This is a genomic window from Sphingobacterium pedocola (assembly GCF_015209965.1).
Taxonomy (GTDB): Bacteria; Bacteroidota; Bacteroidia; order Sphingobacteriales; family Sphingobacteriaceae; genus Sphingobacterium; species Sphingobacterium pedocola.
The window spans coordinates 202,692-215,910 of record NZ_MU158691.1 but is presented as its reverse complement, the minus strand read 5'-3'; the positions used below and the strand labels follow the sequence as shown (position 1 = coordinate 215,910).

Genomic DNA, 13,219 nt, shown 5'->3' with positions numbered 1-13,219 from the left:
TTCTAGATAAGTTAGAAAGCAGACCAACCACCGCCTAACGATCTGTAAAGATTCACTACTGCGGATAATTCCGCTTTCTTAATCTGCGTAAGCTCTAATTCACTTTGAAGAACATTGCTTTGCGCCGTGATTACTTCCAGATATGTAGCCATCCCTGTTTCAAAAAGTAGATCTGCATGTTGTATGGCATTCTTTAATCGATTTGTTCTATCTTGGGCAATTTGTTGTTTTTGTTTCAGTTTTTGAATGGAAATCAGTGCGTCAGAAACTTCTCCTACAGCGTTAATAACAGATTGTCTAAATACAATGACGCTTTTTTCTTGCTCTACACGAGCGATTTCATATTGTGTTTTCAGTTCCCTACGTTGCAAGACCGGTTGTGTAATACTGCCTGCTACGGCGCCAAATACAGAGGCTGGTATATTGAACCAATTGCTGGCTTTGAGTGCATTGACACCTGCTTCCGCACTTATCACTATCGAGGGATACATTTTAGCTTTTGCGGACTGTTGATATGCCTGTGCTGCAGTGGCAGCAAGCTCAGCCTGCTTAACATCAGGTCTTTTACTCAATAGTTCTGCAGGTATACCAACATCCACGTAAGAAGGTAAAACAACCGTATTAAGCTTTCCCATAGTATGGATTCCCTGCGGTAATCTTCCACTGAGAATTTGGATAGCATTTTCCTGAATCTGAATCTGCTGTTCAAAATCCGGTATCAATGATGCGGCTGCTAATTTTTGAGCTGCAACTTGCTCTACCGCAAGTAGGCTGATATCACCGACCTCATATTGATGTTGCACAATGCGAAGGGTACTATCATTCAGGTTTAGATTTTGTCGGGCAATATCATGAAGCTGGTGAAGCATAAGAAGCTGGTAGTAACCCTGTGCGACTTGTGCAACAAGCTGTGTCTGTACTGCTTTCCTTACCTCCTCAGTTTGAAGGTAAGATGCTAATGCAGATGCTTTTTGATTTTTGATCTTTCCCCAAACATCTGCTTCCCATGAAAGGGAAAGCGCCGCAGTGTAATCTTCTACATGATTTTGTCCTAAAAATTCGCCAAGACTTAGTCCACTCATAGTGTTATTAGAAGGATTGGTACTATTAGCGGCTACCTTAAGTTGAAGGTTTGGAAGATATGCGGCTTTAGCTCGACGAAGCATTAATTGCGAAGCTTCTATATTTTTGATGGCGAGCTGCATATCAACGTTTTGATCTATTGCGATGTCAATCAACTCTTTTAATACGCTGTCCTGAAAAAAATCGCGCCATGGTATGGATGCCATATTGGCTTCCGATTCCGTGCTATCTCCCGCCCTATATTGATCAGGAAGCCCCGGAGGTAGTGTGTTTACCACCTGTTGCGTCTGGCAAGCCATTAACGCCAGGGATAAAAATAATGTAATAATGAAGTTAATTTTTATGTTCATGAATGTATTTTTTAAAAATGTTGTATCACTCGGTGTAGGTCTGAACAGATGCTGTCTCAAATTCCTGACGTGCTCTCGGAGCCAACGGTATATGCTGTTCTTTGGAAGAGGATTTTGATATTTTTTCGTGTAAATACTGAAATATGATAAAAAGTACAGGAATAATAAATAGCCCCAATACAACTCCAGATAGCATACCGCCCGCTGCCGCTATACTGATCGAATGATTACCTTGAGCAGATGGCCCTACTGCCCCCATCATCGGTATCATCCCTACAATAAATGCCAAAGATGTCATGATGATAGGCCTCAATCTAAGCTTAGCAGCTTCAAGTGCAGCATTTGCGATTGATTCCCCGCGTTTACGTCCTTGAATAGCAAATTCGACGATAAGAATAGCATTCTTGGCCAATAATCCAATCAGCATGACAAGTGCTACTTGTACGTAGATATTATTGGAGATTCCGGTAAGTCCAATAGCAGCGAATACACCGAATATTCCTGTTGGAATGGAAAGAATGACCGCGAGTGGTATAATATAACTTTCATATTGGGCTGCCAGTAAGAAATATACAAAAATCAAACAAAGGATAAAGATCAGGGTGGACTGACCTCCTGACACAATTTCTTCTTTTGTCATACCCGAAAATTCATACGTATAGCCTGTAGGTAAATGCTGAATAGCAACCTCTTCAACGGCACGAATTGCATCTCCGGAACTAAACCCAGGGTTGGGAATCGCGTTGATGCCGATAGAATTAAAGAGGTTGTAACGAGAAGCTGTTTCGGGACCGTATACTCTATCCAATTTGACAAGGGTATTGATCGGAACCATATCGCCTGACCTGTTCTTTACATAGATGCCATCCATAGATGATGGTTCGGTACGATCTGCAATATCAGCTTGTACCATCACTCGGTAATATTTTCCAAATCGATTAAAATCGGACGCTTGGGCACTACCAAAATAGGCTTGCATCGTCTGTAATATATCTTTTGTGTTCACTCCAAGTTGTTCCGCCTTAATGTCATCTACCTGAAGTTCATATTGTGGGTAATCAGCTTTGAACGTTGTAAATGCCATTTGAATTTCGGGACGCTGCATCAGTTGTCCGATAAATCCCTGACCGATTTCACTGAATTTACCCAATTGCCCACCCGTACGATCTTGTAAAACCATGTCTAATCCATCTACGTTACTAAAACCAGGAACAGTAGGAAAGGTAAACACAAAGAAATTTGCCCCCTTTATATTTGCTAATTTTTGATTAACATTCCCCATGATGGCATTAATATCTTTAATGTCACCCCGTTCTTTATGTGGTTTGAGCAAGATGAAGGCTACACCCGCAGACGGACTTGTTGACTGGGTCAGAATATTGAAACCAGCGAGCACGTTCAAAGTTTTCGTAAACGGCGCTGTTTGTAACTGTCTCTCAGCCTCTCGTAGCGCCTCAGAAGTTCGATCCAACGATGCTCCAGCAGGCATGGAAAGTGAAATTGCAATAAATCCCTGATCCTCTGACGGAATAAATCCCGTTGGTGTTTTCCGGATCATAAATATGCTAAGAATAAGTACCAAGGCTAAACCCGACAATGCTACCCATTTGTAGCGAATCAAAAATTTAAGACTGCCTAGATAGTTTTTAGTAAATCGATCGAAACCGACATTGAATCCGGTGAAAAACTTTTCTTTAAATCCTATTTCTTTACCTGTCGCTCCTCCATGATGTGAAGATTTAAGAAATAACGCACAGAGTGCCGGACTAAGTGTCAACGCATTAATTGCGGAGATAACTATCGCTATAGCCAACGTAAACGCAAACTGCCTATAAAATACGCCTGTAGATCCTTCCATAAACCCAATAGGTAAAAATACCGCCGACATGACCAGCGTGATTGAGATAATTGCTCCTGTGATCTCACTCATAGCTGATGTAGTGGCTAACTTAGGCGGGAGGTGATCATGTTCCATTTTAGAATGCACCGCTTCAACGACCACAATGGCATCATCAACTACTATACCTATAGCGAGAACAAGTGCGAATAGGGTTAACAAATTGATCGAGAATCCAAAAAGCTGCATAAAAAAGAACGTACCAATGATGGCGACGGGAACAGCAATTGCCGGAATAAGTGTGGATCTAAAATCTTGAAGAAATAGAAATACAACCAGAAATACCAGAATGAATGCTTCCACAAGCGTATGCTTTACTTGATCAATAGATTGATCTAGGGCATCCTTAGTATTATACAATACCAGATATTTAACTCCTTTAGGAAAACTGAGCGATGCTTTTTCCATAAATTCCTGGATAGCTATCTGGATTTCATTCGCATTAGACCCTGCGAGTTGCATGACCCCAATATTAAGTCCTGCTTTGCCGTTTATACGGGTGTGACTTGCGTATGTGTAGGAACCAAGCTCTACTCGTGCAACATCCCTAAGTCTTAAGATCGAACCGTCTGCATTTGAGCGGATGATGATATTTTCATAGTCACTTGGTTGATTTAATTTTCCTTTGTATTTAATAACAAATTCAAATGCTTCTGTGCTACTTTCTCCAAATTTTCCTGGCGCAGCTTCTACATTCTTATCCTGAATAGCCGCCATCACCTCCGCTGGGGTAAGTTTATAAGTGGCCATTTGATTAGGGTTGAGCCACACCCGCATAGAATAATCTTTGCTACCACCAAATGCAACGGCTTGTCCTACACCCGAGATCCGTTTAAGCTCTGGGATAATATTAATTTGCGCATAATTCGTGATAAAAGTTTGATCATACTTCCCTTCATCCTCTGTATACAGATCCAAAACCATGATCAAGCTGTTCTGTTGCTTTGCTGTAGTGATACCCGCTTGAATAACCTCAGCTGGAAGCTGACTCGTTGCTTGGGAAACACGATTCTGAACATTGACAGCGGCTTGATCAGGATCTGTTCCTAATTTAAAGTATACTGTGATCATTAAGGATCCATCATTACTAGCTGTTGAGCTCATGTAACTCATGTTCTCAACCCCATTTATAGATTCTTCTAATGATGGGGCGACTGCGCGTAATACGGTTTCAGCGTTAGCACCCGGATATAAAGCAGTTACTTGTACTGCAGGAGGGGCAATATCGGGGAATTGTTGTAGCGGTAATTTCAAGATTCCGATGATACCCAAAATAACCAGCAGTATCGAAATAACGGTAGCCAGTACGGGTCTTTCTATAAATTTTTTGAGCATTTTATGTTTAACGTTATAGTATATTAATTGATGCTATCTTTTGATATTAACTGAGGAGTGATAAGCTGTCCATCTTGCAAGAGATCGATTCCTTTGTACACAATTTTATCCCCTTGTTTTATGCCGCTTTTCACCAAGTAGTTCGCCCCACTTTTACCGATAATTTCTATAGGCTGCTGACTAACTTTGTGTTCCTTGTCTACCGTATAGACGAATATTTTATCCTGCATTTCTACAGTTGCCATCTGAGGAATAAGAAGTGTCTGACTATATTTCTTTTCAATTCTGATTTTTCCGGTATTGCCGCTACGTAATATACCCTCGGGGTTACTAAATGTAGCTCTAAGCGTTATAGAACCGGTGTTTTTGTCAAATTGACCATCTACCATATCAATTCTACCTTCGTGCTCATAAATACTCTGATCCGATAGAATCAATGTTATTGGCGGAAGATTGTTGAGTTTCTGCTCTATGCTAGCTCCTTGGACATTATTTTTAAAATCAATGAAATCATTTTCACCTAAAGAAAAATAAACGTGTAACTCTTTTACATTGGATAACTCCGTGAGTGCTTCTTGATCAGTAGGAGCAACTAAGCTTCCTTGTTTTTTCTGCAAACGACCGATATATCCGTCTACAGAAGCTTTTATAAGCGTATACCCGAGATTAATCTTAGCCGATTCTACAGCAGACAATGCTTGCTGTACGCTTGCCTTTGCAGCGTTTCTACTACTAACAGCCGTCTGTAGTTGAAAATCTGTTAATACTTTGTTGCTAACTAAGCGGGTCTTCTTTTCTACTTCTAGTTCTGCATTATCCAGCGCGGCTTTTGCTGCCTGTAGATTGGCATGTGCTTGATTCAATTGCTCTTGATAGGGTTGATCATTAATCTTGAAAAGAAGTTGTCCTTTGCTGACTTTTGCCCCCTCGTCGATGTAGATACGCTCGAGTGTACCATTTACCTGTGGGCGGATTTCGATATTAGCCAAAGCTTCTATAGACGCAGGATATTCCCGATAAAGTGTTTCATCTGCGCTCTCGATCGTCATCACGGGCAAACTTGGAGAGGGGAGTCCTCCTGGCTTACTCGTACCTGTAGAACAACTATAGAGCAATATAGCGGATAGGAAATAACTCGTTTTTACAAAATTAAATTGTTTAACAGTGTTAAGTTGTTGCGTTAATGTTTCCATGAGATCATTTAATGATTTTTTATGTGTTGAGAAAAATTATGATGTGTATTGTAGTATTACGTATTTAACATCGTTAAATAGTCTAACAATGTATTATTTTAGACAAAAAAAATTACCCGGTTAGGGATCTGGTGATACCGTAAATGGCATCTTTAAGCACTTGTTGATTGGTAACATCACCGTTGCCTTGGTTGACCAAGTTAATCGAAATAAGCCCGTGAATAACTGACCAATAGGTGAAGTATTTTCGGCAGACCAATTCTTCGGACGGTTGTTGGTCCTTCATTACTTCGCGGATAACGTCACTAATAATTTTACCATGGGATTCGACACACGTATACGTCTTTTCAAGTCCGCAACAAGCGGTCCCCACACCAAACATAAGTTGGTAAAGTTCTCTTTCTTCAAAAGCAAAATCCCAATAGCTAAACCACATTGCTTCCAACTGTTTTTCCAAATCTCTTGTTTCATCCTTGGCATTTTTCACCTTTTTAGCAAGTAGCAGATATCCTTGATTGGCCAGTTCTGTTAAGATCGCCTCTTTATTAGCAAAATATTCATAAATCATGGGTGCAGTATATTCGATAATATCCGCTATCTTACGCATACTTAACGCCTGCCATCCCTCTTCTTTAACAATCTGAAGAGAGGCATCGAGGATTTTATTTCTGTTGTCGTCTTTTAGACGTTGTATACGTTCTTTACTGCCCATTGTTTAAAAATATAAAATCATTTAACAGTGTTAGGCAAAGTTCATTTTTTTTATATTATTTAATGACACGTTAATGTCATTAAATAACATAAAATCTCCACCTGTTTAGTAATTAGATGAACATTAAAAGCGCCAGCAGCCCGCAATGGACATCGAAGTTTCATCCTACTTCTAGATTTATGAAGGTAAGTGGCTAAAAGCGCGAATCTAGTTTACCCCGACTAACGAAACCTAGAACGTTATAGGTGATAGCTCAAATCGCAGAATATATTCCAAACGAATATATCTCCATCCGTCATTACGGTATATTTGATTACGATATCGAGATTACCGGGGGCCACATCGGCAGGCAGGGTATCGTGCACCGGCGAATATATGTTCGGGGGAAATGACGGTATTACGACCGTGACTATAGCGGTAGATAAGAATGAAGAATATGCTGATTACTTTGAAAAACGTGGCGCAAAATTCAAAAGTTTAAAGGAAATTGAAATTGGACGATTGGGAATTCTTAGATTCCTTCAATGAAAAATAATAAATTTTAGTACTTTTATCCGATGCAAGAACAACTCAACAATCCTTTACACGGCAAAAGGTTAGATACTATCATTGAACACCTCGTTGACTATTATGGAGGATGGGAAGGTCTGGGTAAACGAATAAACATTAAATGTTTTAATGAAAACCCAAGCATAAAATCTTCGCTTACCTTCCTGAGAAAAACACCATGGGCACGTCAAAAAGTCGAGGAATTATATCGGCAGATCATCGATAAAAAATAGGTGTTTGCGTTAAAATTTAGTGATCTATTTTTATTTATTGTTTTTTATTATATTTTTGCATTATCGGGATGTAGCGTAGCCAGGTATCGCGCCAGCATGGGGTGCTGGAGGTCGTAGGTTCGAATCCTGCCATCCCGACCACTGTATTCATACTTTTTACAACTATAAATAGCGTCGACGCCAAATACCGGTAGTGTCATGCAAAAAAAATTGGTATCCAACTAAAATAAGGTTCGAAAAATCAATTAACTCTATAATTGAACATCAATTAAGCATCTACATTTAACCGATTGTTAATCCACTACGAGACTGCGACCATCATTAGCGACAAAACAACACACCTTACAATATATATGGGGGCTCTTTGTTCCGTTATATCTTACGCAAGTAGCCTGGTTTACGCATTACATGGTCTAAAGAATACTTTCCAGAACCAACAATCAAGAACAAAACCAACAAGAGTAACACGAGTGAAGATAACCAAAACTCGGAGTTCAAAAAACTAAAACCATTGGTGATATTAACGAAGAATACGGCTCCGATCAAAATGGGAATCTGTATTAATACTGCCAATCGTGTAACTAATCCAAAGGCGATAAATATACCTCCAACCAAATGTGCAAAAGCGACATAATGCACTGCACCCCAAATCGACAGTTGAAAATTAGTGAGGGCAATTAGCCTTGCGACAGCATCCGTATCTGAAATAAAACTTATTCCTTTAAAAAAAATCAGAATACCCAAGACAATTCTTAAATAATCAAGCCAGCGGGGATGATGAGTATCTCCCCAATGTTCTATTTTGTACAATAGATTCATAACAACCTCCTTTTTAATTGATTACCTCAATTACCTATCTAAACGACAAAAAATGGCTTATTATTGTAGTATCTATAATTATCTTTATCACATGAAGAATCTTTGTCTGTTAATCTGCATTGTTTTGAATACCATCGCGTGCTATGGCCAGAAGATATCGATGACAACTCTAAAAAATGGAGACTTGGTATTTGTCGGTGCTCAAAAAGAGAATCTTTCCGGGGCTATAAATCGTGTTACACAACGAGAGGAAGATGCTTCATTTGATCATGTAGGTATTATTGAAGTCACTTCTGATTCAGTATTTGTGCTGCATGCTTCTACTCAACAAGGATCCGTCAAAGAAGAAATAAATAGTTTTTATACATGTAGATATTCCAAAGAAAGTACTATTGCTATCTACCGCATAAAAGAAGAATTTCAATCATGTGTACCGGAAGCAATTTCACACGCAAAATCGATGTTAGGAAGACCCTATAATTGGACATATATTTTAAACGATAGTTCTTATTACTGTTCAGATTTTGTTGAGCGAGCATTTCGAAAAAACTCGTTATTTATATTAGAACCGATGACTTTCATTAACCCGGCAACACAAAAAACAGACGTTTACTGGTTGGAATTTTATAAAAAACAAAATTTAGCGGTACCTGAAGGTAAATTAGGTTGCAATCCGAATGGACTTGCAACCTCGTCTAAATTATTTTTTGTAGGATACCTAAAAGAATAAAAATATTTCTCTTCGCTAAATCTCTACATCGCCTAATTTTATCTATCGCGTGTTATTTAAATCACTTCGATTGTAGTACCACTTGACAAGGGGTGGGAAGTGCAAATCAAGCATCTACCATTTTCCACTTCCCGATCCGTAAGTACCTCGTTATAATCCATACGCACCTCTCCTTCCGTAACCTGAGAAATACAAGTACTGCACATACCCGATTTACAGGAGTAGGGCAATTTTATTTTATGTGCTAAACCTACGTCGAGAATTGTTTTATTATACGGAATAATCAAATCGTATTCTTGCCCTTGGAATTTCAACTTAACCTCGTAACTTGTCTTATCTATTGGTTCTTCCTTTTTCTCATCTTCGTCCTCTCCCTCTTCTGGAAAATGAAATGTTTCCCGTTTTATCGTGTTATCTGGAAATCCCATACCTAAAAGGGTAAAACGACAAAGATCCATATAGAAAACAGGTCCACAAGTATAGAACACCGCTTCCTCTCCTTCACTAAGGTTCGATCTTACCAAATCAATAATATAATCTCTGTTGAGGCGAGCGCGTAATAAGTTCTTGGTATTGGACCAGATAAATTCAATCTTCAAACGATTTAGATGCTGCGTTTGCCAAGACAACAATTCCTCGTAAAAAATCGTATTTTGTTGTGCGTTATTACTATATATCAATACCACTTTGCTCTTCTTTTCGACCGTTAATGCCGTTTTCAGAATAGAATATAATGGCGTAATTCCCACACCTGCCGCAAAAAGAAAAATAGTTCTTGAACTATCTTCCTGAGGTTCATACACAAATAATCCCTGCGGATCCATTACATGGATAACATCGCCTACCCTAGTCTTATGATGTAGTAAACGGGATATTTCACCGTTATCGACACGTTTCACCGTGATTTCGGGCTTCTCATCTAACGCCGGAGAGCTACTAAAAGAATATGATCTACGTACTTCCCTATCTCCAAACAAAAACGATAAGGTCAAAAATTGACCGGCTTTGTAGGTTGGAAAAGCGTTGTCAATATCATCAAAGCGTATGGTAATATTATGATTGGGTTGTTGGATAATTTCAGATACTCTAAACTTATGCATGTTTTAAAGATAAAGTCTTCGCAGAAAATAATCAAATAAATATTATAGGATATAAAAAATCCTGACACTAAGGTCAGGATTTCACTATACTATTGTTAATAAGTTATTACAACTTACGTTTTACTTCTACTTGTTCGTATGCTTCCACGATATCGCCTACTTGAATATCATTGTATCGGTCAATATTCAGACCACATTCATATCCGAAAGAAACTTCTTTAACATCGTCCTTAAAGCGTTTCAATGAAGCTAATTTACCGGTATGAATTACAACACCTTCACGGATAATACGGATATCATTGTTACGATTGATTTTACCGCTCAATACCATACAACCTGCAATTGTACCGACTTTAGAGATTTTAAATGTTTCGCGGATCTCAACTTCAGCAACGATTTTCTCTTCAAATTTCGGAGCCAACATACCTTCCATTGCAGATTTAATCTCTTCGATTGCATCGTAAATGATGGAGTAAAGACGGATATCGATCTGCTCACCTTCGGCTAGTTTACGTGCACCTTGTGAAGGACGAACCTGGAAACCAATAATAATTGCGTCTGATGCAGATGCTAACAATACATCGGATTCAGAAATCGCACCTACAGATTTGTGAATGATATTCACTTGGATTTCGTCGGTAGATAATTTCAATAACGAATCGGACAACGCTTCGATAGAACCATCCACATCACCTTTAACGATAATATTAAGTTCCTTAAAGTTACCGATAGCCAAACGACGGCCAATTTCATCCAAGGTAATGTGTTTCGTAGCACGCATACCTTGTTCACGTTGTAATTGAAGACGTTTATTTGCCATTTGACGAGCTTCTGACTCACTCTCCATTACATATATCTTATCTCCAGCAGTCGGCGCACCAGCCATACCCAAAATCTGTACTGGCTGAGATGGTCCTGCTTCTTTCACACGTTCGCCACGCTCATTAGTCAAAGCTTTCACCTTACCAGAATGTGAACCCGCTAATATTGGGTCTCCGACACGGAGTGTACCACCCTGAACTAATACCGTAGTAACGATACCACGCCCTTTATCTAAAGCTGCTTCAATGACTGAACCTACAGCACGTTTCGTAGGATCCGCTTTAAGGTCAAGCAATTCAGCTTCTAATAACACTTTTTCTAATAAAAGTTCAACATTTAAACCTGTTTTAGCAGAAATCTCTTGCGCCTGGTATTTACCGCCCCACTCTTCCACTAAAATATTCATTGCGGATAATTGTTCACGAACACGGTCTGCATTCGCTCCTGGTTTATCCACCTTCGTGAAGGCAAATACAATCGGTACGCCAGCAGCCTGAGCGTGATTAATTGCTTCTTTCGTCTGAGGCATCACGGCATCATCTGCTGCAACGACGATAATAACAATATCTGTCACCTTAGCACCACGTGCACGCATAGCAGTAAAAGCCTCGTGACCCGGAGTATCTAAGAATGTAATCTTTCGACCATCTTCCAATTTAACGGCATATGCACCAATATGTTGCGTAATACCGCCAGCTTCACCCCCTGTTACATTTGCCTTACGGATATAATCCAATAATGACGTCTTACCATGGTCTACGTGGCCCATTACTGTCACAATAGGTGCTCTCGATATCAAGTTTGCTTCGGTATCCGGTTCTTCCAGCTCTGCAATCTCTTCATCCTCTGGCTTGATAAATTCTACTTTATATCCAAATTCATCTGCCACAATAGTCAATGTCTCCGCATCCAATCGCTGGTTGATAGACACAAACATACCCAAACTCATACATGTGCCTATTACCTGTGTAACTGGAACGTCCATCAGATTTGCCAATTCGTTAGCTGTAACAAACTCTGTTACTTTTAACACTTTGGACATCATTTCTTGTTCCAATGCTGCTTCTTCTGCAGAAGTAGCTATATCATCACGTTTTTGACGACGCAATTTGGCGCGCTGTGCAAATTTACCCGATTTACCTGCACCACTTAAACGAGCAAGCGTTGCTTTGATCTGATCTTGGATCTCCTTTTCTGATAATTCTTCCTTGGGAGCATCTTGTCTTCCTCTATTTTGAAAATTTGGTCGCCCTTTACCAGGATGATTACCTCCTGGACCTCCAGGTCTGCTGTGGTTTCTGTTGTCAGGACGTTGCCCTGCACCAGGTGCATTTGTATGGGTACCAGGACCTCTATTTTGACCGCCTTGACCTTGTTGGTTATTTTGATCATTTGGAGATACCGGTGTATTTGGTTTATTTGTACGCTTACGTTTACGTTTGTTGTCGGCATTTGCGTTAGAAGAAGATGCCACAGGCTTTTCCTTTGGCTTGAAAGTAGGCAATACAATCTTACCAATAACCTTTGGTCCTTCTAATTTTTCTGAACGGGCACGAATTACATCGTCTTGAGGTTTCGCTGTAACTTCTGTCTTAGTAACGGGTGCAACCGTCTTAGGTTCTTCTTTTTTCTCCTCTGTCTTTACCATGGGAACCGGTCTTGCTTCCTCTTTGTTAGGCAGTTCCACTTTAGGAGTTTCCACCTTTGGAATTTCCACTTTCGACGCTTCTACAACAGACTCTTCAATCTTAGACTCTTCAATCTTAGGCGTTTCAACCTTAGGAGTTTCCACTTTCGGTTCTTCCTTCTTCGGTTCTTCCGCTACAACCTTAGGTTCTTCTTTCTTCTCCTCAACTTTTTCAGGTTGGGAAGTCTGCTCTGGACTAACTATTTCTTCTTCTTTCTTTTTCGACTTACCTCTACTCAAGCTATCCAAATCAATTTTACCTACTACTTTAAGCTGATTTCCAGCATCTTCTTCTTTCTTCGATTCGGATTTTGTTGGAGATTCAAGCGCAGCATTACTTACATTCTTGATTAAGATTTCCTTAACCTCTTTTGTATCGTCGTTCTCAGAGGCATTAGAATCCAGAGAAGGTGTGTTCCCTCCTGTTGAAGGTGATTCATCGCGACGAATTTTGCCAATGACAATTTGCTTAGCCTCGTCTTTAACGATCTTATCACCCCGGAATTCATGCAAAAGAACATTGTACATATCCGAAGATAATTTAGTGTTAGGTTTTGATTCTACCTCAAATCCCTTTTTTGCCAAATATTCAACGGCAGTCCCAATACCTATATTAAGTTCTTTTGCTGCTTTAAGTAAGTTTATACTTTTACCTTCTGTCATCTATTATTAACCTCTAAAAATTTTAGTCTTTACAAAAATATGTTTT

The 13,219-nt window shown here is 39.5% G+C and carries 10 protein-coding genes and 1 tRNA gene; 4 read left to right on the top strand and 7 right to left on the bottom strand.

Annotation, left to right across the window (positions count from 1 at the left end):
* Window positions 1-11 precede the first annotated feature (11 nt).
* The 4 genes from C4F40_RS16825 to C4F40_RS16810 all read right to left on the bottom strand — a co-directional run bounded on the left by C4F40_RS16825 (window position 12) and on the right by C4F40_RS16810 (window position 6,570).
* On the bottom strand, window positions 12-1,433 hold the full coding sequence (locus C4F40_RS16825) for an efflux transporter outer membrane subunit (protein WP_196940581.1): 1,422 nt from the start codon (window positions 1,431-1,433) through the stop codon (window positions 12-14).
* A gap of 25 nt (window positions 1,434-1,458) precedes the next feature.
* Window positions 1,459-4,665: an efflux RND transporter permease subunit gene (locus C4F40_RS16820; RefSeq protein WP_196940580.1), complete on the bottom strand. Its 3,207-nt coding sequence runs from the start codon at window positions 4,663-4,665 to the stop codon at window positions 1,459-1,461.
* Between the two features lie 23 nt (window positions 4,666-4,688).
* Window positions 4,689-5,858 carry an efflux RND transporter periplasmic adaptor subunit gene (locus tag C4F40_RS16815; RefSeq protein ID WP_196940579.1) on the bottom strand — a complete coding sequence of 390 codons (1,170 nt, stop codon included), beginning with the start codon at window positions 5,856-5,858 and terminating at the stop codon, window positions 4,689-4,691.
* Between the two features lie 112 nt (window positions 5,859-5,970).
* On the bottom strand, window positions 5,971-6,570 hold the full coding sequence (locus C4F40_RS16810) for a TetR/AcrR family transcriptional regulator (RefSeq protein WP_196940578.1): 600 nt from the start codon (window positions 6,568-6,570) through the stop codon (window positions 5,971-5,973).
* A gap of 309 nt (window positions 6,571-6,879) precedes the next feature.
* Here C4F40_RS16810 and C4F40_RS21625 point away from each other — a divergent pair, with 309 nt between their 5' ends.
* From C4F40_RS21625 to C4F40_RS16800, 3 genes are all read left to right on the top strand, one after another.
* Complete coding sequence (locus C4F40_RS21625) at window positions 6,880-7,098, top strand: hypothetical protein (RefSeq protein ID WP_231390104.1); 219 nt, start codon at window positions 6,880-6,882, stop codon at window positions 7,096-7,098.
* A 29-nt stretch (window positions 7,099-7,127) separates the two neighbouring features.
* Window positions 7,128-7,352, top strand: coding sequence for a VF530 family protein (locus C4F40_RS16805; protein ID WP_196940577.1), 225 nt, complete (start codon window positions 7,128-7,130; stop codon window positions 7,350-7,352).
* A 64-nt stretch (window positions 7,353-7,416) separates the two neighbouring features.
* Window positions 7,417-7,493 (top strand) — tRNA-Pro (locus C4F40_RS16800).
* Between the two features lie 231 nt (window positions 7,494-7,724).
* Here C4F40_RS16800 and C4F40_RS16795 read toward each other — a convergent pair.
* Window positions 7,725-8,171 (bottom strand): DoxX family protein, encoded by a 447-nt coding sequence (locus C4F40_RS16795; protein WP_196940576.1) that lies wholly within the window; start codon window positions 8,169-8,171, stop codon window positions 7,725-7,727.
* A gap of 160 nt (window positions 8,172-8,331) precedes the next feature.
* On the opposite strand from C4F40_RS16795, the gene C4F40_RS16790 reads away from it, so the two are divergent.
* Window positions 8,332-8,901: a YiiX/YebB-like N1pC/P60 family cysteine hydrolase gene (locus C4F40_RS16790; RefSeq protein ID WP_231390103.1), complete on the top strand. Its 570-nt coding sequence runs from the start codon at window positions 8,332-8,334 to the stop codon at window positions 8,899-8,901.
* 56 nt (window positions 8,902-8,957) lie between these two features.
* On the opposite strand, the gene C4F40_RS16785 is transcribed toward C4F40_RS16790, so the two are convergent.
* Complete coding sequence (locus tag C4F40_RS16785) at window positions 8,958-10,001, bottom strand: ferredoxin--NADP reductase (protein WP_196940574.1); 1,044 nt, start codon at window positions 9,999-10,001, stop codon at window positions 8,958-8,960.
* Window positions 10,002-10,107: 106 nt separating this feature from the next.
* Window positions 10,108-13,173, bottom strand: coding sequence for a translation initiation factor IF-2 (infB, locus tag C4F40_RS16780; RefSeq protein ID WP_196940573.1), 3,066 nt, complete (start codon window positions 13,171-13,173; stop codon window positions 10,108-10,110).
* Window positions 13,174-13,219 lie beyond the last annotated feature (46 nt).

What these genes read in the sequence shown, in the direction of transcription:
- C4F40_RS16825 (WP_196940581.1), bottom strand. Translation starts at nt 1,433, where the DNA reads ATGAACATAAAAATTAACTTCATTATTACATTATTTTTATCCCTGGCG.
- C4F40_RS16820 (WP_196940580.1), bottom strand. Translation starts at nt 4,665, where the DNA reads ATGCTCAAAAAATTTATAGAAAGACCCGTACTGGCTACCGTTATTTCG.
- C4F40_RS16815 (WP_196940579.1), bottom strand. Translation starts at nt 5,858, where the DNA reads ATGGAAACATTAACGCAACAACTTAACACTGTTAAACAATTTAATTTT.
- C4F40_RS16810 (WP_196940578.1), bottom strand. Translation starts at nt 6,570, where the DNA reads ATGGGCAGTAAAGAACGTATACAACGTCTAAAAGACGACAACAGAAAT.
- C4F40_RS16805 (WP_196940577.1), top strand. Translation starts at nt 7,128, where the DNA reads ATGCAAGAACAACTCAACAATCCTTTACACGGCAAAAGGTTAGATACT.
- C4F40_RS16795 (WP_196940576.1), bottom strand. Translation starts at nt 8,171, where the DNA reads ATGAATCTATTGTACAAAATAGAACATTGGGGAGATACTCATCATCCC.
- C4F40_RS16790 (WP_231390103.1), top strand. Translation starts at nt 8,332, where the DNA reads ATGACAACTCTAAAAAATGGAGACTTGGTATTTGTCGGTGCTCAAAAA.
- C4F40_RS16785 (WP_196940574.1), bottom strand. Translation starts at nt 10,001, where the DNA reads ATGCATAAGTTTAGAGTATCTGAAATTATCCAACAACCCAATCATAAT.
- infB (WP_196940573.1), bottom strand. Translation starts at nt 13,173, where the DNA reads ATGACAGAAGGTAAAAGTATAAACTTACTTAAAGCAGCAAAAGAACTT.